Below are 22,360 nucleotides of genomic sequence, written 5' to 3' on the forward strand. Positions count from 1 at the left end.
TCTTCATGCTTCGCACATTGCGCGGTATTCCGTTGCTCGGTTGCCTGTTGGGCAGCCTTGGCTGCCACGGGCAACCCCCCGCCCCGCCGCCGATCCCCAAGGGCGACTACAGCGCGATCATCCGCTACCTGCAAACCCGGATTCCCCGCGACATGGCCCAGGCCAATGTGCCCGGTTTGTCGATTGCCCTGGTCAACGGCCAGGAGTTGATCTGGGCCCGTGGGTTCGGCATGGCCGACAAAGCTCTGGGCCTGCCGGTAACGCCGAACACCGCCTTCCGTGCCGGTGCGATCTCCAAGCTGCTCACCGCCAGCGCTGCCCTGCAACTGGTTGAACAGCAGCGGCTGGCACTGGATGCCCCAATCCAGCAGACCTTGCGCGAGTTCTATGTGCGCTCGCGCTTCCACACCGACCAGCAGGCCGCTGACCGTGACATCACCTTGCGGCGCCTGCTCAGCCATCAATCCGGCTTGCCCAGTGAACACCTGCGCGACCTGCGCAACAGCTTCGCCATGGGGCAGATGCCCATGCGCGTGTCCGGCGTTTGGCTGAGCACACCGCCTGGCACGCAGGTGGCGTATTCCAACCTGGGTTATGCGCTGGTGGGCGCAGCCATCGAGCGCAGCAGTGGCAAGGACTTTGAAACCCAGCTGCAACACAGTTTGCTCAAGCCACTGGAGATGCACCACACGAGTTTTGTCGGCACCGCCGCGCAAGTAGGCTATCGCGCCCAGGGCTATCAGGAGGGCATCGCCAGCACCGATGCACAGGTGCGCGACCTGGCCGCCGGTGGCGCGTGGGCCAGCCCCAAGGACCTCAGCCATTACGTGCAGATGCTGTTCGGCGAAGGCCTGTACAAGGGCGATCGGGTGATGGCCCGTCGTTCCATCGATGAAATGTTCACCCAGCAGAACACCGGCAACGCCCTCGACTTCGATTGCCAGATCGGCCTGGCGTGGTTCCTGGCGCCGTGCGGTGACGAGCCGATCGGCCCTGGGATTCGCACCTACCAGCACAGCGGCGGCGGCGATGACTTTGCCGCACAACTGACCCTGCTGCCCGACCAGCAACTGGCGGTGATCATCATGGCCAACGACAGCAATGCCGAAGACCTGGTCGCCACACTGGCCACCGACACCCTGCGCCTGATGCTCCAGGCCCACACCGGCGAGCCCGTGTGCAGCGACGACTGCCAGGCGCCCCGCCATGGGCTCAAGTTGCGCCAGGTGCCGGCTGCCATCGACCGCCAGCGCCTGGCCGGGTTCTACGCGACTGCCTGGGGCGTGTTCCGCATTCGCGATGACGCCAATCGGCTGCACGGCGAACTCGCCGGCTATGACTTCGAGCTGCTGCGTGACGATCACGGCTGGCTGCGTGCGCAAAAAAAGGTCCTGGGTTTCTGGCTCAAGGACCTCGGTGAGCTCGGCCGCATACAACTCGACGTGATCACCGTGCAAGGCCGGCAGATGCTCACCGCGCGCAGCCACGGGCAGCGCATCGCCATCGGTGAACGCATCCAGCCACCGCCGCTGCCCATGGCCTGGGCCGACACCGTCGGCACTTACCAAGTGCTCAACACCCATGAACCCGACGCGCCGTTGAGCGGCATCAGCGTGCGCCTGGAAGACGGCTTCCTGGTGATCCGCGGCCAACTGCATGACGAACCGCTGACCGACTACATCCTGCTGCCCGTGGACAACGCCCACGCCGTACTCGCCGGCAACGGCTATGGCCTGGGCGACACCGTCAGCCGCCAAGTCAACGGCCTGAGCGCCTCGGGCTACTCCTTCAAACGCACCCATCCACCCCTGAGTTTCTAACCCCCATGAAAACCCTGATGCCCTCCAAACACCTCTGCCTGTCCATCACCTCACTGTGCTTGCTCGCAGGCGCCAACCCAGTGCTGGCCGAGGACTGGACCTACACCCTCAAGGCCGGCGTGGCCAACCTGCCACGCTACAGCGGCAGCGACGAACGCATGACCGCGCCCATTTTCGGCGGGGCCGTCGTCAGCCCCTGGGGAATCTTCCTCGACACCGACAAAGGCCTGGGCTGGGGCTACGAAGGCAATGCCTTGAGCTTCAGTGCCTACGTCGGCGCCAGCGCCTCACGCAAGGACAAGAACGAGTCAATGCACGCCGGCTCCAAGCGCCTCAAGGGCATGGGCGAAATCAAGTCACGCCCGCAAGTGGGCGTGAGTGCCAGCTACAACCTCGGCAGCGCAATTGTCGGCGCCACCCTGGAACATGCACTCAAGGAAGATGACCACAAAGACAGTGGCAAGGCGTTCACCCATTTGGAACTGAGCCTGGGCACGAACCTTTACGAAGGCCGCTACGGCTCCGTGGATGCCAGCCTCAGCAGCCATTTTGGCGACCGCGACTACCTGCAGACCTGGTACGGCGTCACCACCGGCCAAGCCGCCCGCAGCCGCTTCAAAGCCTACAAGGCTGGCGCCGGCAACATCAGCAACGGCCTGAACCTGTCGTGGAGCCTGCCCATCAGCGAACACACCCAGTTCTCGACCTTGCTGGACGTACAATACCTGGCGGACGAAGCCGGCAAGAGCCCCATTGTGGAGCGACGGTTGCAGACCTCAGTGATGGGCGTTTTGGAATACACCTTCTGACCGGGTAACCCAATCAAACACTGTAGGTGCTGGCTTGCCAGCACCTACAAAACCGAGTACCCACCGGTACCCACGATGCGAAGCGAGCCGCTCTTGCTCTTGCTCTTGCTCTTGCTCTTGCTCTTGCTCTTGCTCTTGCTCTTGCTCTTGCTCTTGCTCTTGCTTTTGATCTTAGGCGCCCCGTCAAACACGCTGGCCGGAATTCGACAGGGATTTGGGGGGTAAACCGGCAGGGATGCCGGTTTAGCCGCCCCGCGCCATGGATGGCGCGTGGCGGCGGCCCCCCAAATCACTGTCGGATTACGGGCACACCGAGCCTAGGCGAGGTGCCGAGTGTTGGGGCAAGAGCCCTTTGCTTACTTTGGGGCTTTTCCAAAGTGAGCCGCCGTAAGGGCGGAACCAATAGAAGCCTTTACCTAAATAACGGATATGTACCCGATCAGATCCAGCATCCAGGTCGGTTGTCAGGTCGCCTTCGCAGGCAAGCCAGCTCCCACATTTGGATCGCGGGGCGACAGTTAGTTTGTGGTCGGCTGTCAGGCCGCCTTCGCAGGCAAGCCAGCTCCCACATTTGGATCGCGGGGCGACAGTTAGTTTGTGGTCGGCTGTTAGGCCGCCTTCGCAGGCAAGCCAGCTCCCACATTTCGATTGCGGGGTGATAGTTAGATTGTGGTCGGCAGTCGGGCCGCCTTCGCAGGCAAGCTAGCTCCCACATTTTTAGATCGCGGGGCTACAGTTAGAGCGTGGTCGGCAGTCAGGCCGCCTTCGCAGGCAAGCCAGCCCCCACATTTTGAATCGCGGGGCAACAGTTAGAGAGTGATCGGCAGTCAGGCCGCCATCGCAGCAAGCCAGCGCCTACAGTGACTCGGCATACGCCCAAGTCATCCGAAACGACGCCCCACCCCATTCCGAATCCAGCACCTGCACCTGGCCGCCATGCCACTGCGACACCCGCTGCACCAACGCCAAACCCAGCCCAAAGCCACCCGTGCGACGATCACGGCTAGCGTCCAAACGCATAAAGGGCTGGAAGATCTTCGCACGGCCTTCCTCCGGCACACCCGGCCCGTCGTCACACACCCGCACTTCATAGCCACTGCCAAACTTGACCAACGACACTTCGACGCGGCGGTCGGCATAGCGAATAGCATTGCGCAACAGGTTGATCACCGCACGTGCCATAAAGCGCGGTTCGATCTGGATAAAATCCACCTCGCACGTGCGCAACGACAGCTGGATACCCGCCGCCTCGGCCTCCAGGGCCACGCTGCCAATCACACTGTCGAGCCAGCTGTGGGCCTCGATGCGCTCGCGGGTGACCTGGGTGGCGCCGCGCTCCAGGCTGGCGTAGGTGAGCAGTTCGGACACCATTTCTTCCAGCTCACCCAGGTCGGCGTACATGTCGGCGATCAATTCGCCGCGCTGACGCGGGTCGGTTTGTTGCTTGAGTTGGTCGAGCTCGAACGACAGCCGCGCAATCGGCGTGCGCAGTTCGTGGGACACGGCGTTGGTGAGTTCGCGCTGGTTGGCGATCAGGCTTTCGATGCGCTCGGCCATCTGGTTGAAGTGCCCGGCCAGTTCGCGCACGGTGGAGCGGCGTGGCAGCAGGATGCGCGAACTCAGGTCGTTGTCACCGAACCGTTGCGCCGCCAGGCGAATATGCTCCAGGTCGCGCCAATGCGGGCGCACCCAGAAATACAGCACGATCGCCAGGCTCAGCCCCAGCAGGCTGTAGGCCCACAGGTACAGCCATTTGGGTTCTTCGGGCAGCTTGATATTAAGCAGTTGCGGGCCGCCATCGATATTGGCGATAAACTCCATGAAGTCGCCCCGCACCACCAACTGCCCGGCCGCCAGCAACTGTTGCTCACGCTGATCAAGCGCAAGTTCATCGCGCTGCACCAGCTTGAGGTGCAGGCCGTAATGGGGTTGCAGCTCGGCCAGGCGTGCCTGACGGGCGTCACCCAGCAAGGGCCGCAACTGCTCGACCAAACCATAGGCCGGCCCGCGCAAGGCTTCGCGGTTATAGGTTTCATTGGCTTCGGGCAGTAACTCATCGAAGGTGTAGTTGACCAGCCAGATCGCTCCCGCCAGGCCCAGCGCCAGGATGATGTACAGGCGGATATAGAGCCGCAGCATCTATGCCTCCCACGCGAATGGGTTGAACAGGTAGCCCCTGCCCCATATGGTCTTGATGCACACCGGCTCGCGGGGGTTGTCGTTGAGTTTGCCGCGCAGCTTGCTGATGTACACATCGACGCTGCGGTTGAGCCCATCGAAAGCGATGCCGCGCATGCGGTTGAGGATGTCATCGCGGGACAGGATCGTCCCCGAGTTGCTCGCCAGCAGCCACAGCAATTCAAACTCCATGGTGGTGAGGTCGATGGTGTCCTCCCCCAGGCTGACCACCCGGCAACTGCGATCGATGGCCAGCCGCCCGAAGGCCAACGACCCGCGCACGGTCGGCTCCGGTGCCTGGCGCCGTTGCAGGGCGCGCAGGCGGGCCAGCAGAACCGGCGGCTTGATCGGCTTGATCACATAGTCGTCGGCCCCGGACTCCAGGCCGAGGATATGGTCCAGGTCGTCTTCCTTGGCCGTAAGGATCACGATCGGCGTGTCGGACACTGCGCGAATCCCTCGGCACACATGCAGGCCGCTCTGGCCGGGCAGCATCAGGTCGAGCACGACGATCTTCGGCTTGAAGTCCAGGAACGCGGCCAGGGCTTCGTCGCCCCGATGCTCCACGCGCACCTCGAAACCATGCTGCGACAGGAAGTGCGCAATCAGCCCCGCCAGTTTTTCGTCGTCCTCAACGAGCAACACCTTGCCCAGTCCCAGGTTTTCCATAAGTTCTCAGTGTGCAGACGCGGATTGAAGAGCGGGCATTATAGGTGGCAAGCTGGGCAACTAAAGTAGCTGGCCAGCACCGGCCGACGAAGCTTCATGCTTTTAAGAGTTTTTAACAAATAACCTGCAATCTTTAACGCCATGTACAGGGAGTTGTATGCGCAAGGATTACCTGGCGTTTTTTGTTTCGCTGTTCCTGTCGCGGCTGGCGGACCAGATTCTGCTGTTTATCGTGCCGTTGATCGTATTCCAAACCACCCAGAGCGTTGCGTGGGCCGGGCTGGCGTTCTTTGTCGAGTCGCTGCCCCGCTACCTGGCGTTCCCGGTGTGCGGCGCGTTGTGCGACAAGTTCGCGCCGGTGCGCATCCTGCATATCAGCCAGGTTTACCGCGCGCTGGCGTGTGTACTGGCGGTCGCCTTGTATGGCGTGTTTGACGGTATCCACTGGATCGTGCTGCTGTCGGCCCTGTGCGGGGTGCTGACGACCCAGGGCATCATGGCGCGGGAAGTGCTGATGCCGCATATCTTCGAGCAGTACAGCTATGCCAAGACCCTCTCCTATTCACAGATCGCCGACCAGAGCGGGCTGGTGCTGGGGCCCCTGGTGGCGGCGTTGATGCTTGAAGTATGGGCCTGGCACTGGGTAGTGCTGGGGGTGGCCGTGCTGTTCTTACTGGCCGACCTGGCGATGCGGATATGGCAACGCTCCAGCACGGTCAGCCTGGAGACCTTCGAGCAGCACCGGGATATCTGGCTGCGTCCGCTGAAGGTTGCTATTGGCCATATCCGCAGCCTGCCGGAGTTGAAACGGGTCATTACCTTGGCTGTGGGCGTGAACCTGATCATCGGCGTCACGCTGGCCACGTCTGCGGCGATGGTGACCGGCCAGTTTGCACAGGACAAGGACACCTACGCCCTGCTGCAGGCAGCCGGCGCACTGGTGACGATCGGGATTCTGTTTTACCTGGCGCGGGCGGGCCTGCCCTTGAAGGTGCTGGGCGGCGTGTCGTATTCGATGATCGGCGTGGGTGCAGTGATCATGGCGGCCAGCCCCGGCGTGTGGTTGTACGCTGTGGGTTTCCTGCTGGTCACCGGCTTTGACAAGATGTTCAACGTCTACCTGCGCAGCACCCGTCAGCGCGTGATCCCCGTGCAGGACTTTGGCAAGACCGTGGGCGTGATCACCCTGCTCAACAACCTGCCGCAACCCTTGGCAGGCCTGGCAGTTGCGCTGCTGGCGGCGCCGTTGGGCACGCAGTCGGTGATCCTGCTGCTGGCCGGAATCACCGCGTTGCTAGGCGTGGCCGTCGCCTCAGGCTGGCACGCCACTGTGAAAGCGGAACTCGATGTCGGGTGACTCGATCAGTTCCTGCTCCGCCGCCCTCACCCGCTCGATCACCTGGGCGATGTCCTTGGCGTCACCGTACTGGTACGCCAACTTCAGGTAGCCCTGGAAGTGCCGGGCCTCGCTTTTCAGCAGGCCAAAGTAAAACTTGCCAAGTTCTTCGTCCAAATGCGGCACCAGCGCTTCGAAACGCTCGCAACTGCGCGCTTCGATAAAGGCGCCGACCACCAGGGTGTCCACCAGCTTCACCGGCTCGTGGCTGCGCACCACTTTGCGCAAACCGGAGGCATAACGCCCGGCGTGCAGTTGGCGCAGTTCGACTTTGCGCTTTTTCATCAGGCGCATGACCTGTTCATGGTGCACCAGCTCTTCGCGGGCCAGGCGCGACATCATGTTGATCAGGTCGACATGGCCGTGGTACTTGGCGATCAGGCTCAAGGCGGTGCTGGCGGCTTTGAATTCGCAGTTCTTGTGGTCGATCAGCAGGGTGTCCTGATCGGCCAGCGCGGCCTGGACCCAGGCGTCAGGGGTGCGGCAACCGAGGAATTCGTGGATTTCTGGCAGGTTCATCGGGCTCACGGGCAAAAGGATCACAAAAGGCCGGCGATTATACCGACCCCGCCGCAGACCACCAGCCACCGGCCTTGATGTGCATCAACATGACGTGCGCCAGCCAGCAACTATAGTTGTTCCAGGCCCACCCTTTTTGGAGATCCCGACCATGCAAGCCATCCGCAGCATCCTGGTGGTCATTGAGCCCGAGCATTCGGAAAGCCTGGCCCTCAAGCGTGCCAAGCTGATCGCCGGGGTCACCGGCGCGCACCTGCATTTGCTGGTCTGCGACAAGAAGCACGAGCACTCGGCGCTGCTGGCCCTGCTGAAGTCGGGCTTGCAGGAAGACGGCTACAGCGTCAGCACCGAGCAGGCGTGGAATGACAGCCTGCATGAAACCATAATCGACGTGCAGCAAGCCGAAGGCTGTGGGCTGGTGATCAAACAGCACTTTCCAGACAGTCCGCTGAAAAAAGCCCTGCTCACGCCCGCCGACTGGAAATTGCTGCGCTACTGCCCGACGGCAGTGCTGCTGGTGAAGACGGCGACGCCGTGGATGGGCGGCGTGATCCTCGCGGCGATCGATGTGGGCAACACCGATGGCGAGCACCGCTCCCTGCACAATTCGATCATTGACCATGGCTTTGATATCGCCAGCCTGGCCAAGGCGCAGTTGCACGTGATCAGCGCCCATCCGTCGCCGATGTTGTCGGCAGCGGACCCGACGTTCCAGCTCAAGGAAACCATCGAGGCGCGCTATCGCGAGCAATGCAAGGCGTTCCAGGCCGAGTTCGATGTGGACGACTCGCACCTGCATATCGAGGAAGGCCCGGCGGACGTGCTGATCCCCTTCGCGGCGCATAAATGGCAAGCGGCGGTGACGATCATCGGCACCGTCGCGCGCACCGGGATTTCCGGGGCGCTGATCGGCAATACGGCGGAGGTGATACTGGATGCCGTGGAGAGTGACGTGCTGGTGCTAAAGCCACAGACGCTGATAGATCACTTGGAAGAACTGGCTACCAAGCCCTGATAGCAAACCTTGCGGCAATGAAGATCTCCTGTGGGAGCGGGCTTGCTCGCGAATGCGGTGGTTCAGTAATTGATGATGTAACTGATAGACCGCATTCGCGAGCAAGCCCGCTCCCACATTTGGATGTGTGTTTTTAGCCTGTAAACGCATCCTTGAGGAAGCTTGGCGCGATATAACGCTGGTAATGCGCCTCGGACAGGATAAAGAACTCCCGATCAATGGCATCGCGCAAGTCCGGCAAGGGCCAGTCGCGGAACTCCGGAAGCAACACCATGCCGTAGGCCTCCAAGTTGTTGATCACCCGTGCCCCACGAGCGATCAACTGGTAGGCCCAGCAGTACTCGGACTGGTGCGGCACGAAGCGGATCTTGCGCTGTTCCAGCTGGCCGCGCAGGGTCTTGGGGTCGAAAACCTCCAGTTTGCCGGCCATTACCTGCACCAACAGCTGCTCCAAGCGCAGCCAGACCGCACGTTTTTCCTCTTCGTTATAGCCATTCCACTGGATCACTTCATGGTGGAAACGCTTGCAGCCACGGCACACGAGATCGCCATAGACCGTGGAGCACAGGCCGACGCAGGGGGTCTTGATGGTTTGGTTGGACATGGGCAACGGCACGCAAATCAGCGAAACAATGCGCCATGTTAGCCCTTTGTCTAACCTTCATCACCCTGCAAACTTGGCGAGGCAACTTACCTTTAGAAATTTTTTGCCGTAGAATCATCCGGCCTTGTAAGGCGCCAATAATCCGCTGGAAGCTGTTTTCAAAGCGTCACGAGCACAGTCGTTCCTTCAGAACGGTGTTGGCGATGGTCAATGACTCGGTAGGTCAATGCCCTCGCCAACCCTCATCAGCTCCGTTCTGCAGGCGTAAAACTTTGAAAGCAGCTTCTGTGAGGAATGCCGGCAGCGCTGGCTTTGCGGCCCAAAAAGCCCCCGAGCGCATGCGTGCCGTTCATTTCTGGATGAGCGTCCCGTGGGACCACTGATGAGGGTAATAACTGTGCTTGAAGCCTACCGCAAACATATCGAAGAGCGTGCAGCCCTGGGTATTGTTCCCCAGCCGCTTAACGCCGAACAAACCGCAGGCCTGGTCGAGCTGCTGAAAAATCCTCCGGCTGGCGAAGAAGAATTCCTCGTTGACCTGATCACCAACCGCATTCCACCAGGCGTTGACGAAGCTGCCTACGTCAAGGCCGGTTTCCTGTCTGCCCTGGCCAAGGGCGAAGCCACTTCCCCCCTGATCGACAAGAAACGCGCCGTTGAACTGCTTGGCACCATGCAAGGCGGCTACAACATCGTGACCCTGGTCGAGCTGCTGGACGACGCCACACTGGCACCTGTCGCCGCTGCCCAACTCAAGCACACCCTGCTGATGTTCGATGCGTTCCACGACGTGGCTGAAAAAGCCCGTAACGGCAACGAGCACGCCAAAGCCGTGATCCAGTCCTGGGCTGACGGCGAGTGGTTCCGCAACCGCCCTACCCTGGCCGACAAGATCAGCCTGCGCGTCTTCAAGGTCACTGGCGAAACCAACACCGACGACCTGTCCCCTGCGCCTGACGCCTGGTCCCGTCCAGACATCCCGTTGCACGCCCTGGCCATGCTGAAAATGGCCCGTGAAGGCATCGTGCCGGACGAGCAAGGCAAGACCGGCCCGATGAAGCAGATCGAAGAAATGCGCGGCCAAGGGTTCCCGATCGCCTACGTCGGTGACGTGGTCGGTACCGGTTCCTCGCGTAAATCGGCGACCAACTCCGTGCTGTGGTTCTTCGGCGACGACGTGCCTTACGTGCCGAACAAGCGCGCTGGCGGCTTCTGCTTCGGCAGCAAGATCGCTCCAATCTTCTACAACACCATGGAAGATGCGGGCGCACTGCCAATCGAGTTCGACGTCAGCAACATGAACATGGGCGACGTGATCGACCTGTACCCGCACGCAGGCAAAGTCTGCAAGCACGGTACCGACGAAGTCATCACCACCTTCGAAATGAAGACCCCGGTGCTGTTGGACGAAGTCCGCGCCGGCGGCCGTATCCCGCTGATCATCGGCCGTGGCCTGACCGACAAGGCGCGTGCCGAACTGGGCCTGGGCCCAACCGACCTGTTCAAGCTGCCAGAAGCGCCTGTCGACACCGGCAAAGGCTTCACCCTGGCACAGAAAATGGTCGGCAAGGCCTGCGGTCTGCCAGAAGGCAAAGGCGTTCGTCCTGGCACCTACTGCGAACCGAAGATGACCACCGTCGGTTCCCAGGACACCACCGGTCCGATGACCCGTGATGAACTGAAAGACTTGGCGTGCCTGGGCTTCTCGACCGATCTGGTCATGCAGTCGTTCTGCCACACCGCGGCCTATCCAAAGCCGATCGACGTGACCACCCACCACACCCTGCCTGACTTCATCATGACTCGCGGCGGTGTTTCGCTGCGTCCAGGCGACGGCATCATCCACAGCTGGCTGAACCGCATGCTGCTGCCGGACACCGTCGGCACCGGTGGTGACTCCCACACCCGTTTCCCGATGGGCATCTCGTTCCCGGCCGGTTCCGGTCTGGTCGCGTTCGCCGCAGCCACTGGCGTCATGCCATTGGACATGCCGGAATCGATCCTGGTGCGCTTCAAAGGCAAGATGAAACCTGGCATCACCCTGCGTGACCTGGTTCATGCCATTCCTTACTACGCGATCCAATCGGGTCTGCTGACCGTAGAGAAGAAAGGCAAGAAGAACGCCTTCTCCGGCCGCATCCTGGAAATCGAAGGCCTGAACGACCTGACGCTGGAACAGGCTTTCGAGCTGTCCGACGCCTCGGCTGAACGTTCGGCTGCCGGTTGCACCATCAAGCTGTCGAAAGAGTCGATCACCGAGTACCTGAACTCCAACATCACCCTGCTGCGCTGGATGATCGGCGAAGGCTACGGTGACCCTCGCACCCTGGAACGTCGCGCCCAAGCGATGGAAGCCTGGGTCAAGAACCCTGAGCTGATGGAAGCCGATGCCGACGCGGAATACGCTGAAATCATCGAGATCGACCTGGCCGAGATCAACGAGCCGATCCTCTGCGCACCGAACGACCCGGACGATGCCCGTCTGCTGTCGAGCGTTGCTGGCGAGAAGATCGACGAAGTGTTCATCGGTTCGTGCATGACCAACATCGGTCACTTCCGCGCTGCCGGTAAGCTGCTGGAGCAGGTCAAAGGTCAGCTGCCAACCCGTCTGTGGCTGTCGCCGCCGACCAAGATGGACGCTCACCAGTTGACCGAGGAAGGCTACTACGGCATCTACGGCAAGGCTGGCGCGCGCATGGAAATGCCGGGCTGCTCGCTGTGCATGGGTAACCAGGCACGTGTAGAGCCGAATTCGACCGTGGTATCGACGTCGACCCGTAACTTCCCGAACCGTCTGGGTGACGGCGCTAACGTCTACCTGGCTTCGGCCGAGCTGGCGGCAGTGGCTTCTACCCTGGGTCGCCTGCCGACCGTCGAAGAGTACATGGGCTACGCGGCGAAACTGGACACCATGGCCAGTGACGTTTATCGCTACCTGAACTTCGACCAGATTGCTGAGTTCCGCAAGATCGCAGCTAGCGCCAACATTCCGGTGATTCAAGCCTAAAGTGTTGATGTGAAGAGGCGCCGCGTATCGTGAGGTACGCGGCGTTTTTTTATGCCTGGGATATGGGTGAGACCGGGTACATATCCGTTATTTGGGTAACGGCTGGTATTGGTTCCGCCCTTACGGCGGGTCACTTTGGAAAAGAGCCGGAATGCCGGCCCAGCCCAAAGTAACCAAAGGGCTCTTGCCCAACACTCGGTACCTCGCCTAGGCTCGGTATGCCCGTAATCCGACAGTGATTTGGGGGGCCGCCTAAGATCAAAATCAAAAACAGAGCCAGAGCCAGAGCCGTTTGATATCTGCCTGATGTAGGAGATCTAAATTGTGGGAGCGGGCTTGCTCGCGAAAGCGGTGCGTCAGCAATTACATATCTAACTGATCCACCGCTTTCGCGAGCAAGCCCGCTCCCACATTTGGACCGAGACCAGCTTCCAGAAGCCGGTCGGCCACCAGGCCGCCGCGCTTTTGCTTTTGATCTTCGGCGCCCCGTCAAACACGCTGGCCGAACGCAGGCTTGAATCCGTGGGTAACCCGGCAGGACGCCGGGTTAGCCGTCCTGGGCCAAGGATGGCCCATGACGGCGGCCCACGGATTCAAGCCGGAGTGAGGGCACACCGAGCCTAAGCGAGGTGCCGAGTGTTGGGGCGAAGCGTTTTTGGTTACTTTTGGCGCTCTTCCAAAAGTGACCCGCTGTAAGAGCGGAACCATAAGCCGCCGTTACCGCAGCAACGGATATACACACCGGAACACAGCTATCGCAGTCAAGCCAGCTCCCAAACAGCCTCAAGCAAAAAACGAATAAACCACCGCACTGATCGCCACCAACCCCACCGCCGTGACAAACACATTGGACGCCTGCCCACGGTACTTGGCCATAGCCGGCACCTTACGGATGGCATACATCGGCATCAGAAACAGGATCGAAGCAATGATCGGACCACCCAGCGCCTCAATCATCCCGAGAATGCTTGGGTTCAACGTCGCAACGATCCAGCACACCACCAGCATGAACGCGGCCGTCATGCGGTCCAGACGCTTGGCACTCGGGCGACGACCAGTCTTCAGCACCAGCCCCTTGAGACCTTCACTCGCGCCGATGTAATGCCCCAGGAACGACTTGGCAATCGCCACAAACGCGATCAACGGCGCTGCAAACTCGATGGTCGGGTTATTGAAGTGGTTGGCCAGGTACGACAGGATCGACAGGTTCTGCGCCTTCGCTTCGGCCAACTGCGCCGGCGACAGGGTCAGCACGCAACTGAACACAAAGAACAGCACCATCGCCACCATCAACAGGTGCGCGCGGGAGAGGATCTGCGAGCTGCGCTCATCAGCGTGGATCCCGTACTGGCGCTTCTGGTCAACCGCAAAGGCCGAGATGATCGGCGAATGGTTGAACGAGAACACCATCACCGGAATCGCCAGCCACAGGGTATTGAGCAGCGCGGACGGCGCCGGCACCACGCTGGCGGTGCTGAGGATGCCGCCGTTCCAGTGCGGGATCAGGTACACCGCCAGGAACAGCAAGGCGACGATAAACGGATACACCATCAGGCTCATGGCCTTGACGATCACTTGCTCACCGCAACGCACCACGGCCAGCAGGCCGAGGATCAGCACGAACGACAGGATCGCCCGTGGCGGCGGCATGATGTGCAACTGGTGCTCCATGAAGCTGCCGACCGTGTTGGTCAACGCCACGCTGTAGATCAGCAGGATCGGGAAGATTGCAAAGAAGTACAGCAGCGTGATCAGCGCACCGGCCGTGATGCCGAAGTGTTCTTCCACTACGTCGGTAATGTCGGAGCCTTCACGGCCGGACAAAACGAAGCGGGTCAGGCCACGGTGAGCAAAGAACGTCATCGGGAATGCCAGCAGCGCGAGGATCACCAGTGGCCAGAAGCCTCCCAGGCCCGCGTTGATCGGCAAGAACAGCGTGCCGGCGCCAATGGCGGTGCCGAACAGGCCAAGCATCCAGGTGGTGTCCTGGCGGCTCCAGCTCGTGAGGGTTGCAGGTGTCGTTGCATAGCGTTCGTCGACGCTATTGGCCTGATCATTCATCCGGTCGGATCTCCGCATTTACACGGCCGGGACGAGTCAGAAAAACCTGACAGGCAGCGCCCCGACCATAGAAGGGGCCGGATTGTCCGGGATTCTTCTGAATAAGCAAAGACTTAGCTGAGGAACGGTGGTGCGTTACAGGCACGCAGGGGCACCTGTACACAGCGGGTTTCGCGGCATGCGGCGGAATGTCGAATATACATTCCCGCACAAATCTATTTTAGAATCGCGCTCAAACCTGTAGTTTGAGCCCAGCGCCCACCGTTATCCAGAGAGCCTCGCCATGCCTCGCGTTTCCCGCAAACAAGCTGAACTCAACCGCGAAATCATCGTCGAGGCCGCCACGCATCTGTTCCGCGAACGCGGACTGCACGGTATCAGCTTGTCGGACGTGATGGCCGCCGCCGGCCTGACCCACGGTGGTTTTTACGGGCATTTCGCCTCCAAGGAAGCCCTGGCCACCGAGGCCTGCCAACAGGCGTTCGAGGTCGCGAACCTGGGCTGGCAGGCCAAGATCGACCGCAGCGAAGACCAACAGGCCGCCCGCCAGGCGGTGCTGGGGCCTTATTTGACCGCCTCCCACCGTGACAATCCCGGTGACGGCTGCCCAGTGTCGGCCTTTGCCCCGGACATGTGCCATGAACCCGCCGAGACGGCTTTGCAGCACACCTTTATAGACGGGGTGGAAAAGTCGCTGGAGATCTTCGCGCAGCTGGAGGACGGAGATCGTCAAACCCTGCTGGCCCAATACGCGATGATGGTCGGCGCAGTAACCCTGGCGCGTGCGACACGGGGCAATAGCCTGTCGGATGAATTCCTGGTGGCTGCACGAAATGCCCTTTTGCCCGTTGACAGCCCTTCGCCCGTCCCAGCATGATCGGGCCATGAACTTTATCCAGCTCGCCCTCACCCGTACCACCACCACGACCGCTTACGGCGGGTCGCGCGGTGGCTGTGGGTGCATGAGCTAGACACTTCACAGATTCAACCCAAGGCCCCGCCAGCAATGGACGGGGCCTTTTTATTGCTCCGCCCGCTGGCAATCACAAGGAGCAACACCATGGCTGACGCCCTGCTGATCATTGACATGCAAAACGGCCTGTACGATGGCCCGGAAAAGCCCTTCGAGCGCGAACGCGTACTCGCCACACTCAACCATCTGATCGGACGCGCGCGCGCTGCCGGCGCCCCGATCTTCGTGGCACGCCACACCGGACCGGCAGGTTCGCCGATTGAAGCCGGTAGCCCGCTCTGGCAGCTGTGGCCTGCGCTGCAGGTGGACGAATCGCGCGACCGCCTGTTCAACAAGACCCGCCCCAGCTGCTTCCTCGGCACGGAGCTGGAGCAGCAGTTGAGAGCGGCGCAGGTCAAGGAGTTGGTGATCGCCGGCATGAAAACCCAGTTCTGCATCGACACCACCTGCCGGGTCGCCGTGGAACTGGGTTTTTCCGTGGTACTGCCAGAAGACGGCCATACCTGCATGGACACACCGACGCTGAAGGCCAAGGCAATTATCGAGCATCACAATGCGACCCTGTCCGGAGCGTTTGTGAAGCTCACAAGCGCCGACGAGATCCGCTTTTGAGCGATCAAATACGGCATACTCCTCCCCTCAAACCCTTCAGGAAGAGCCTTCCGATGACCGCTACTGTTCTGGTCCTGGTTGAAACCATCAACGAATACCTGCCCATCATCGAGAGCAATGACTTTCATGTGATCCTCGCGCCGACACCGGCCGAACGCGCTGAAGCGATCAAGGCCCATGGCAGCCAGATCAAGGCGGTGCTGACCCGTGGCCCGCTGGGTTTGTACGCCGAGGAAATCGCCGCGCTGCCCCTGCTGGAGATCATCTGCGTGATTGGTGCCGGCTACGAGCACGTCGACCTGCAGGCCGCCAGCAATCGCGGGATCGTGGTCACCAACGGCGCCGGGGTGAATGCGCCGTCGGTGGCCGATCACGCCATGGCGTTGCTGCTGGCGCTGGTGCGCGGCATCCCGCAGACCGACGCCGCCGTGCGCCGCAGCGAATGGCCGAAAGTGATGCGTCCGTCCCTGGGCGGCAAGCAACTGGGCATCCTCGGGCTGGGTGCCGTCGGCCTGGAAATCGCCAAGCGCGCGTCCCTGGGCTTCGGCATGGAGGTGAGTTACCACAACCGCCAGCCACGCGATGATGTGGACTACACCTACTGCGCAACTGCGGTGGAACTGGCGCGCACCTCGGACTTCCTGATCCTGGCCACACCCGGCGGCGCCAGCACCCGTCACCTGATCGATCGCCACGCCCTGGATGCCCTGGGGCCCAATGGCTACCTGGTGAACATCGGCCGTGGCAGCGTGGTAGTCACCGCCGATCTGGTGGCCGCCCTGGAGCAGCGCCGCATCGGGGGCGCGGCGCTGGATGTGTTCGATGACGAGCCGAAGGTGCCCGACGCTCTCAAGACGCTCAGCAACACCGTGCTGACCTCCCATGTTGCCGGCCTGTCGCCGGAAGCCGCCCACGACACCGTGCAGCGCGTGGCCGACAACCTGGTGGAATACTTCGCCGGCCGCCCAGTCCTCACGCCGGTCGCATTGCCCCCGCCCACTAAATGACCGATCAGGCACGCTGATTATCGCCCAACACGCTAACCTATTAAGCCGCCCCGACCTTGTCGCTGGGCGGCTGCGCGCATTAGATTAGGAAATAGTCCGAGGCCTTTAGAATAAGCAGAAGGGATAAGCATGGCGCTGAACGACCAATCCACCCAGATTCGCCCTGGCGAAGAACTTGATGCCAGCCTGATCGATCCCTACCTCAAGGCCCATATCCCGGGCCTGACCGGCACGCCCACGATCAGCCAGTTTCCCGGTGGCGCGTCCAACCTGACCTATCTGCTGGAATACCCGGGCCAGGAATTCGTGCTACGTCGCCCACCTTTCGGCCACAAGGCCAAGTCCGCCCATGACATGGGTCGCGAATACCGCATTCTCAATCAGCTCAAAGACGGCTTCCCGTATTGCCCCAAGGCCTATGTGCATTGCACGGATGAGTCGGTGATCGGCGCCGAGTTCTACGTGATGGAGCGCGTCAACGGCATCATCCTGCGCTCCGACCTGCCGGCCGAACTGGGCCTGGACGCGAGCAAGACCGAGGCGTTGTGCAAAAGCTTCATCGATAAGTTCGTGGAACTGCACCAGGTGGACTACAGCGCCTGCGGCCTGGCGGACCTGGGCAAACCCGAAGGCTACGTGGAACGCCAGATCCGTGGCTGGAGCGACCGCTACGAAAAAGCCCTGACCCCCGACGCCCCGCGCTGGGATGCCGTACGTGCCTGGCTCAATGACAAGATGCCCGCCGACCATCCGACGTCGAGCATCGTGCACAACGACTACCGCTTCGATAACGTAATCCTCGACCCGCACAACCCGATGCAGATCATCGGCGTGCTGGACTGGGAGCTGACCACCCTCGGCGACCCGCTGATGGACCTGGGCAACACCCTCGCCTATTGGATAGAAGCGGCCGACCCCGCGCCAGTGCAACTGATGCGCCGCCAGCCGAGCAACGCGCCGGGCATGCTCACCCGCCGTGAATTCGTCGACTACTACGCCGAGCGCTCGGGCATCCAGATCGACAACTTCGACTTCTACTACACCTACGGCCTGTTCCGCCTGGCCGGCATTGTGCAGCAGATCTATTACCGCTTCTTCCATGGCCAGACCCAGGACAAACGCTTTGCGCAGTTCATCCACATGAACACGCTGCTGGAGCAGATGAGCCTGAACGTCATCAGCAAATCCGCGCTCTGATCGCCTACAACAAGGAACCGCTATGTCCAAGACCAACCTGTTCGACCTCGACGGCAAGATCGCTTTTGTCTCCGGCGCCAGCCGTGGCATCGGCGAAGCCATCGCCAAGTTGCTGGCCCAGCAAGGCGCTCATGTGATCGTCTCCAGTCGCAAGCTGGAAGGCTGCCAGCACGTGGCCGACGCGATCATCGCCGACGGCGGCAAAGCGACTGCCGTGGCCTGCCATATCGGTGAAATGGAGCAGATTACCCAGGTATTCGCCGGTATCCGCGAGCAGTTCGGACGCCTGGATATCCTGGTCAACAACGCGGCGACCAACCCGCAGTTCTGCAACGTGCTGGACACCGACCTCGGTGCGTTCCAGAAGACCGTTGATGTGAACATCCGGGGCTATTTCTTCATGTCCGTGGAAGCCGGCAAGCTGATGCGCGAGAACGGTGGCGGCAGCATCATCAACGTCGCGTCGATCAACGGGATCTCCCCCGGTGTATTCCAGGGCATCTACTCGGTGACCAAGGCCGCCGTGATCAACATGACCAAGGTATTCGCCAAGGAATGCGCGGCGTTCGGCATTCGTTGCAACGCCCTGCTGCCTGGCTTGACCGACACCAAGTTCGCCTCGGCGCTGGTGAAGAATGACGCGATCCTGAAAATGGCCCTGGCGCAAATCCCGCTCAAGCGCGTGGCCGACCCGAGCGAAATGGCCGGCGCGGTGCTGTTCCTGGCCAGCGATGCGTCGAGCTACACCACCGGTGTGTCGCTGAACGTGGACGGTGGTTTCCTGTCCTGATCAGGCATTCGGCGGCTGCTGTCTAAAACTGACCGCCAGGCGGTTCCAGCCACTGATGCTGGACACCGCCATGGTCAGGTCTACCAGTTCCTGCTCGCTGAACTCCACCCGCACGGCGGCGAACAGTTCATCCGACACCACCGAGGTCGGCAGTGTCGCGACCGATTCGCTCCAGGCCAACGCGGCCTTTTCCCGCGCCGTGAAGAATGGCGAATCCCGCCAGACGCATAACGCGAACAAACGTCGCTCGGTCTCGCCGCGCTGACGTGCCGCCATCGAGTGCATGTCCGTACAGAAACCACAGTGGTTGAGCTGCGAGACACGGATCTTGATCAATTCCAGCAAAGGCTTTTCGATGGACAAGCCGAAGGTCGTCGCCTCCAGCATCAGCATGCCTTTGAGCGCCAGCGGTGAGGCGGTGTAGTAATCCAGGCGGGGTTCCATGGGGGTTGCTCTCTGGCGGTAGGTTCAATGACAGTCCAGCCTAGAACCCACAGGGCACACGCCCTATAGCCAATCGGCCGGTTTATGCAGAGACCATTTTGAGCCAGCCGCGCACGCGCGTACGCTTGGCGCAAAGTAAACGCTCGGAATAAGACATGGAACTGCACGTTGTGATCAACGGCCGTAAGGATCTGGCCGAACAGTTGTACCAACAGTTACGTGAAGCCATTGGCTCCGGGCGCCTGGCCGCCGGTGCGCAACTGCCGCCCAGCCGCCTGCTCGCCGAGCAACTGGGTGTGTCGCGCAAGACCGTGTCGGACACCTATGCCACCCTGACCTACGAGGGATTGCTGATCGGCAAGACCGGTCGCGGCACCTTCGTCAACGCCCGTGCGCCACAGACCGAACGCCTGCAAACCGCCACCGACCTGGCCTGCGCCGCCAATCTGGCGAAGTGGCAATCACTGCCCTCGCCCATGCGTCATCCCACCCGCGACAGCACGCTGCGCTATGAATTTATCGGCGGCGCCACCAGCCGCAACCAGTTCCCCCAGGATGAATGGCGACGCTGTACCCAGGACGCCCTGCGGCGCATCGCCCAGAACAGTGGCTTCTACAGTCAGCCCGAAGGCCTGCCGGCACTGCGCAGTGCCATCGCCGGGCATATCGCGTTTTCGCGCGGGGTCAACTGCCGTGACAGCGACATCGTGGTCACCAACGGCGCGCAGCAGGCGCTGGACCTGATCGCCCGTGTGGTACTGGAACCGGGCAGCATCGTCGCCATGGAAGACCCCGGTTACAGCCCCGCGCGCCAATTGTTCATGGCGATGGGCGCCAGCGTCGCGAGCGTGCCAGTGGATGAACACGGCATTCGAGTGGACCTGATTCCCGACGGTACACAGCTGATCTACGTGACGCCTTCCCACCAATTCCCACTCGGCATGCCCATGAGCGTGCCACGCCGCCAAGCCTTGCTGGCCCGGGCGTTTGAGCTGGGCGCGATCATCATCGAGGACGACTACGACAGCGAATTCCGCTACGAGGGCCGGCCCACCGACTCGCTGCAAAGCATGGACACCCGCGGCGTGGTCACCTACGTCGGCACCTTCTCGAAAACCTTGCTGCCCGAGTTGCGCCTGGGCTATGCGGTGCTGCCGCCGGCCATTTATGGCGCAGTGCTCAAGGCCAAGCAACTCACCGACCAGCACAGCTCGACGCTGCCGCAATGGGCCTTGGCCAAGTTCATCAGCGAGGGCTACCTGCTCAAACATATCCGCCGCTGCCACACGGTCTACGCCGGGCGCCGTGAACGCATCCTGCAGCGCTTGGCAGGTGACCTGTCGCCATGGTTCGAAGCGGTGCCAACCGTGGCCGGGTTTCACATGGCCGCGCTGTGCAAAGTACCGGTGAACATCCCGTTGCTCATGGAACTGGCGCGCCGGGTGGAAGTGGGCTTGTACCCTCTGGACGTGTTCTTTCACGATGCGCCGGTCCGCCCAGGCTTGATCATCGGCTTCGGCGCCATCGAGACCCTCGATATCGACCCGGCGTTGGACAAGGTCCGCGATATCCTGCAGCAGATTGGCTAGTGGATTTTCCAGCCGATTGGTCATTGGTCCTGTCACTCCCAGGCACTAGCCTGTGCACTGACACCCGACCTCGGAGACCCTCGTCATGCCAGCCTGTGCCTGCAACACTGTCCATGTCCGTGCGGCGGCCGGGCGCTCAAGTGAACTGGGCGAGCGCCTGCAGCAGATAGCCAATGCCGTGCGCACCACCCCTGGCTGCCTGGACTACGCCGTGCAACGCGACCCGCTGGACCCCGACCTCTGGACCGTCAGCGGCCGTTGGACCAGTGCCGAACAGCTCGTTGCGCACTTCCGGTTGCCGGCCCTGCAAGGGTTTATCGAATTGACCGGCGAACACCTGGCACGCCGCCTGGATTTCGACCACTGAGGCATTGGTCTCCTGCTCTTTGCCGGGATTGGTCATTGGTTACCCAGGCACGGCGGCGTAGGGTGAAGCGGTCTCGAACTACTCGGAAACCTCGCCATGAAACGACTGCTCGCCGCCTCGCTGATGCTCGCCTCCCTCAGTGCCTTTGCCCACGAACCGGTGTACAACCAGGAATCGATCAAGGTGCTGCAAGAACATGCCTTGACCAACGTCCCCGGCAAGAAAACCATCATGCTCACCGTCGACTATGCCCCCGGCCAGGCCACCGTACCCCACAGCCACACCGGCACCGCCGTGGCCTACGTGCTGGAAGGCGCGATCACCTCGCGGGTGAATGATGAGAAAGCAAAAACCTACAAGGTCGGTGAATCGTTCTACGAACCGGCAGGTTCGCGGCACTTCGAATCGAGCAATGCCAGCCAGACCAAACCGGCCAAGTTGCTGGTGGTGATCGTCCTGGATGACAAGGCGCAAGTGCTCACGCCCCTGCCTAAACAATAAAACCCTATAGGCCAAGCTTGCCGGTGATAGGGGATTAACATTCAACCCTTTCGCTGAATGACAAACCGCCATCGCCGGCAAGCCAACTCCCACATTTGAATCGCGGGCACCGTTAGACGGTGGTCGGCTGCCAGGCCAGCTCCTACAGGTCCAGCCACGTAGGGTCAGTCATTCAGGGACGCTTGAACTGACGGCGCAACTGCTCAACCCGCTCACGACAGGCACACCCTTCAAGGTGATCATTGACCATCCCCATCGCCTGCATCAATGCATACATCGTGGTCGGCCCCACAAACGTCCAACCACGCTTCTTCAACGCTTTGGACAACCGCACCGACGCCGGTGACGTTGGATTCCCCGTCCAATAAGCCAGGTCCACCACAGCCGGACGCTCCTCATCACCTGGCTCAAACGCCCACAACCAGCGCGCCAGCGAACCGGTCTCATCCACCAACTCACACGCCCGGCGCGCATTGTTGATGGTGGAGACGATCTTGGCCCGATTGCGCACGATGCCCGGGTCCCGCATCAGCCGCTCGATCTGCGCGTCGCCATACTGCGCCACCCGGCGAAAATCAAACCCGTCGAACGCCGCGCGGAACTGCTCGCGCTTACGCAAAATGGTGATCCAGGCCATGCCGGCCTGAAAGCCCTCCAGGCAGATCTTCTCGTACAGCTGGATATCGTCCGCCACCGGCACGCCCCACTCCGCGTCGTGATAACGCGGGTATTCCGGCGCCGCCGTGCGCCAAGTGCAGTGGGTGTGCCCGCTGTCGTCAGTGGTCAGTCCTGGTACGTCCAT

At 61.5% G+C, this 22,360-nt stretch carries 20 protein-coding genes; 13 read left to right on the top strand and 7 right to left on the bottom strand.

What is annotated here, in order from left to right; all coding sequences use genetic code 11:
• Nucleotides 1-5: 5 nt before the first annotated feature.
• Together KUA23_RS16590 and KUA23_RS16595 are read left to right on the top strand one after the other, a co-directional pair.
• Nucleotides 6-1,820 (top strand): serine hydrolase domain-containing protein, encoded by a 1,815-nt coding sequence (locus KUA23_RS16590; protein ID WP_099492263.1) that lies wholly within the window; start codon nt 6-8, stop codon nt 1,818-1,820.
• Between the two features lie 17 nt (nt 1,821-1,837).
• Nucleotides 1,838-2,629 (top strand): MipA/OmpV family protein, encoded by a 792-nt coding sequence (locus KUA23_RS16595; protein WP_100492452.1) that lies wholly within the window; start codon nt 1,838-1,840, stop codon nt 2,627-2,629.
• A gap of 855 nt (nt 2,630-3,484) precedes the next feature.
• On the opposite strand, the gene KUA23_RS16600 is transcribed toward KUA23_RS16595, so the two are convergent.
• Together KUA23_RS16600 and KUA23_RS16605 are read right to left on the bottom strand one after the other, a co-directional pair.
• Nucleotides 3,485-4,768 carry an ATP-binding protein gene (locus KUA23_RS16600; RefSeq protein ID WP_078048729.1) on the bottom strand — a complete coding sequence of 428 codons (1,284 nt, stop codon included), beginning with the start codon at nt 4,766-4,768 and terminating at the stop codon, nt 3,485-3,487.
• Nucleotides 4,769-5,476 carry a winged helix-turn-helix domain-containing protein gene (locus KUA23_RS16605; protein WP_252992446.1) on the bottom strand — a complete coding sequence of 236 codons (708 nt, stop codon included), beginning with the start codon at nt 5,474-5,476 and terminating at the stop codon, nt 4,769-4,771.
• Between the two features lie 157 nt (nt 5,477-5,633).
• On the opposite strand from KUA23_RS16605, the gene KUA23_RS16610 reads away from it, so the two are divergent.
• Nucleotides 5,634-6,833, top strand: coding sequence for an MFS transporter (locus KUA23_RS16610; RefSeq protein ID WP_100490523.1), 1,200 nt, complete (start codon nt 5,634-5,636; stop codon nt 6,831-6,833).
• Here the strand turns inward: KUA23_RS16610 and KUA23_RS16615 are convergent.
• Complete coding sequence (locus KUA23_RS16615; protein ID WP_078048732.1) at nt 6,789-7,391, bottom strand: MiaE family protein; 603 nt, start codon at nt 7,389-7,391, stop codon at nt 6,789-6,791. The two genes, KUA23_RS16610 and KUA23_RS16615, sit on opposite strands and share 45 nt — an antisense overlap.
• Nucleotides 7,392-7,542: 151 nt before the next feature.
• Between KUA23_RS16615 and KUA23_RS16620 the strand changes: the two genes are divergently transcribed.
• A complete protein-coding gene (locus tag KUA23_RS16620; protein WP_099492848.1) occupies nt 7,543-8,406 on the top strand; it encodes a universal stress protein in 864 nt (287 codons plus the stop codon).
• A gap of 133 nt (nt 8,407-8,539) precedes the next feature.
• Here the strand turns inward: KUA23_RS16620 and KUA23_RS16625 are convergent, their stop codons facing one another.
• Nucleotides 8,540-9,010, bottom strand: coding sequence for a DUF1289 domain-containing protein (locus KUA23_RS16625; protein WP_078048734.1), 471 nt, complete (start codon nt 9,008-9,010; stop codon nt 8,540-8,542).
• Between the two features lie 397 nt (nt 9,011-9,407).
• On the opposite strand from KUA23_RS16625, the gene acnB reads away from it, so the two are divergent.
• Entirely contained in the window at nt 9,408-12,017 is a 2,610-nt protein-coding gene (gene acnB / locus KUA23_RS16630; protein ID WP_078048735.1) for a bifunctional aconitate hydratase 2/2-methylisocitrate dehydratase, read from the top strand.
• A gap of 783 nt (nt 12,018-12,800) precedes the next feature.
• On the opposite strand, the gene KUA23_RS16635 is transcribed toward acnB, so the two are convergent.
• On the bottom strand, nt 12,801-14,078 hold the full coding sequence (locus KUA23_RS16635; protein ID WP_100490521.1) for a serine/threonine transporter: 1,278 nt from the start codon (nt 14,076-14,078) through the stop codon (nt 12,801-12,803).
• Between the two features lie 283 nt (nt 14,079-14,361).
• On the opposite strand from KUA23_RS16635, the gene KUA23_RS16640 reads away from it, so the two are divergent.
• The 5 genes from KUA23_RS16640 to KUA23_RS16660 all read left to right on the top strand — a co-directional run bounded on the left by KUA23_RS16640 (nt 14,362) and on the right by KUA23_RS16660 (nt 18,657).
• Nucleotides 14,362-14,955, top strand: a complete 594-nt coding sequence (locus tag KUA23_RS16640; RefSeq protein ID WP_214496872.1) for a TetR/AcrR family transcriptional regulator — start codon at nt 14,362-14,364, stop codon at nt 14,953-14,955.
• Nucleotides 14,956-15,138: 183 nt separating this feature from the next.
• Entirely contained in the window at nt 15,139-15,663 is a 525-nt protein-coding gene (locus KUA23_RS16645) for a cysteine hydrolase family protein (RefSeq protein ID WP_214496871.1), read from the top strand.
• A 53-nt stretch (nt 15,664-15,716) separates the two neighbouring features.
• Complete coding sequence (locus KUA23_RS16650) at nt 15,717-16,670, top strand: 2-hydroxyacid dehydrogenase (protein WP_100490518.1); 954 nt, start codon at nt 15,717-15,719, stop codon at nt 16,668-16,670.
• 129 nt (nt 16,671-16,799) lie between these two features.
• Nucleotides 16,800-17,867 carry a phosphotransferase family protein gene (locus KUA23_RS16655; protein WP_078048740.1) on the top strand — a complete coding sequence of 356 codons (1,068 nt, stop codon included), beginning with the start codon at nt 16,800-16,802 and terminating at the stop codon, nt 17,865-17,867.
• A gap of 22 nt (nt 17,868-17,889) precedes the next feature.
• Nucleotides 17,890-18,657, top strand: a complete 768-nt coding sequence (locus tag KUA23_RS16660) for an SDR family oxidoreductase (protein WP_034106094.1) — start codon at nt 17,890-17,892, stop codon at nt 18,655-18,657.
• Here the strand turns inward: KUA23_RS16660 and KUA23_RS16665 are convergent, their stop codons facing one another.
• Complete coding sequence (locus KUA23_RS16665; RefSeq protein WP_252992447.1) at nt 18,658-19,101, bottom strand: carboxymuconolactone decarboxylase family protein; 444 nt, start codon at nt 19,099-19,101, stop codon at nt 18,658-18,660.
• A 155-nt stretch (nt 19,102-19,256) separates the two neighbouring features.
• On the opposite strand from KUA23_RS16665, the gene pdxR reads away from it, so the two are divergent.
• From pdxR to KUA23_RS16680, 3 genes are all read left to right on the top strand, one after another.
• Nucleotides 19,257-20,690 (top strand): MocR-like pyridoxine biosynthesis transcription factor PdxR, encoded by a 1,434-nt coding sequence (gene pdxR, locus KUA23_RS16670; protein WP_078048742.1) that lies wholly within the window; start codon nt 19,257-19,259, stop codon nt 20,688-20,690.
• A gap of 85 nt (nt 20,691-20,775) precedes the next feature.
• A complete protein-coding gene (locus tag KUA23_RS16675; protein WP_252992448.1) occupies nt 20,776-21,057 on the top strand; it encodes a putative quinol monooxygenase in 282 nt (93 codons plus the stop codon).
• 96 nt (nt 21,058-21,153) lie between these two features.
• Nucleotides 21,154-21,558, top strand: a complete 405-nt coding sequence (locus tag KUA23_RS16680) for a cupin domain-containing protein (protein WP_099491576.1) — start codon at nt 21,154-21,156, stop codon at nt 21,556-21,558.
• 172 nt (nt 21,559-21,730) lie between these two features.
• Here the strand turns inward: KUA23_RS16680 and KUA23_RS16685 are convergent, their stop codons facing one another.
• Nucleotides 21,731-22,360: a DNA-3-methyladenine glycosylase I gene (locus KUA23_RS16685; protein WP_252992449.1), complete on the bottom strand. Its 630-nt coding sequence runs from the start codon at nt 22,358-22,360 to the stop codon at nt 21,731-21,733.

The sequence above is a fragment of the Pseudomonas pergaminensis genome (assembly GCF_024112395.2).
Lineage (GTDB): Bacteria > Pseudomonadota > Gammaproteobacteria > Pseudomonadales > Pseudomonadaceae > Aquipseudomonas > Aquipseudomonas pergaminensis.

Excerpts from the sequence above, each read along its gene's own strand:
- KUA23_RS16590 (WP_099492263.1), top strand. The coding sequence starts at position 6 with ATGCTTCGCACATTGCGCGGTATTCCGTTGCTCGGTTGCCTGTTGGGC.
- KUA23_RS16595 (WP_100492452.1), top strand. The coding sequence starts at position 1,838 with ATGCCCTCCAAACACCTCTGCCTGTCCATCACCTCACTGTGCTTGCTC.
- KUA23_RS16600 (WP_078048729.1), bottom strand. The coding sequence starts at position 4,768 with ATGCTGCGGCTCTATATCCGCCTGTACATCATCCTGGCGCTGGGCCTG.
- KUA23_RS16605 (WP_252992446.1), bottom strand. The coding sequence starts at position 5,476 with ATGGAAAACCTGGGACTGGGCAAGGTGTTGCTCGTTGAGGACGACGAA.
- KUA23_RS16610 (WP_100490523.1), top strand. The coding sequence starts at position 5,634 with ATGCGCAAGGATTACCTGGCGTTTTTTGTTTCGCTGTTCCTGTCGCGG.
- KUA23_RS16615 (WP_078048732.1), bottom strand. The coding sequence starts at position 7,391 with ATGAACCTGCCAGAAATCCACGAATTCCTCGGTTGCCGCACCCCTGAC.
- KUA23_RS16620 (WP_099492848.1), top strand. The coding sequence starts at position 7,543 with ATGCAAGCCATCCGCAGCATCCTGGTGGTCATTGAGCCCGAGCATTCG.
- KUA23_RS16625 (WP_078048734.1), bottom strand. The coding sequence starts at position 9,010 with ATGTCCAACCAAACCATCAAGACCCCCTGCGTCGGCCTGTGCTCCACG.
- KUA23_RS16635 (WP_100490521.1), bottom strand. The coding sequence starts at position 14,078 with ATGAATGATCAGGCCAATAGCGTCGACGAACGCTATGCAACGACACCT.
- KUA23_RS16640 (WP_214496872.1), top strand. The coding sequence starts at position 14,362 with ATGCCTCGCGTTTCCCGCAAACAAGCTGAACTCAACCGCGAAATCATC.
- KUA23_RS16645 (WP_214496871.1), top strand. The coding sequence starts at position 15,139 with ATGGCTGACGCCCTGCTGATCATTGACATGCAAAACGGCCTGTACGAT.
- KUA23_RS16650 (WP_100490518.1), top strand. The coding sequence starts at position 15,717 with ATGACCGCTACTGTTCTGGTCCTGGTTGAAACCATCAACGAATACCTG.
- KUA23_RS16655 (WP_078048740.1), top strand. The coding sequence starts at position 16,800 with ATGGCGCTGAACGACCAATCCACCCAGATTCGCCCTGGCGAAGAACTT.
- KUA23_RS16660 (WP_034106094.1), top strand. The coding sequence starts at position 17,890 with ATGTCCAAGACCAACCTGTTCGACCTCGACGGCAAGATCGCTTTTGTC.
- KUA23_RS16665 (WP_252992447.1), bottom strand. The coding sequence starts at position 19,101 with ATGGAACCCCGCCTGGATTACTACACCGCCTCACCGCTGGCGCTCAAA.
- pdxR (WP_078048742.1), top strand. The coding sequence starts at position 19,257 with ATGGAACTGCACGTTGTGATCAACGGCCGTAAGGATCTGGCCGAACAG.
- KUA23_RS16675 (WP_252992448.1), top strand. The coding sequence starts at position 20,776 with ATGCCAGCCTGTGCCTGCAACACTGTCCATGTCCGTGCGGCGGCCGGG.
- KUA23_RS16680 (WP_099491576.1), top strand. The coding sequence starts at position 21,154 with ATGAAACGACTGCTCGCCGCCTCGCTGATGCTCGCCTCCCTCAGTGCC.
- KUA23_RS16685 (WP_252992449.1), bottom strand. The coding sequence starts at position 22,360 with ATGGACGTACCAGGACTGACCACTGACGACAGCGGGCACACCCACTGC.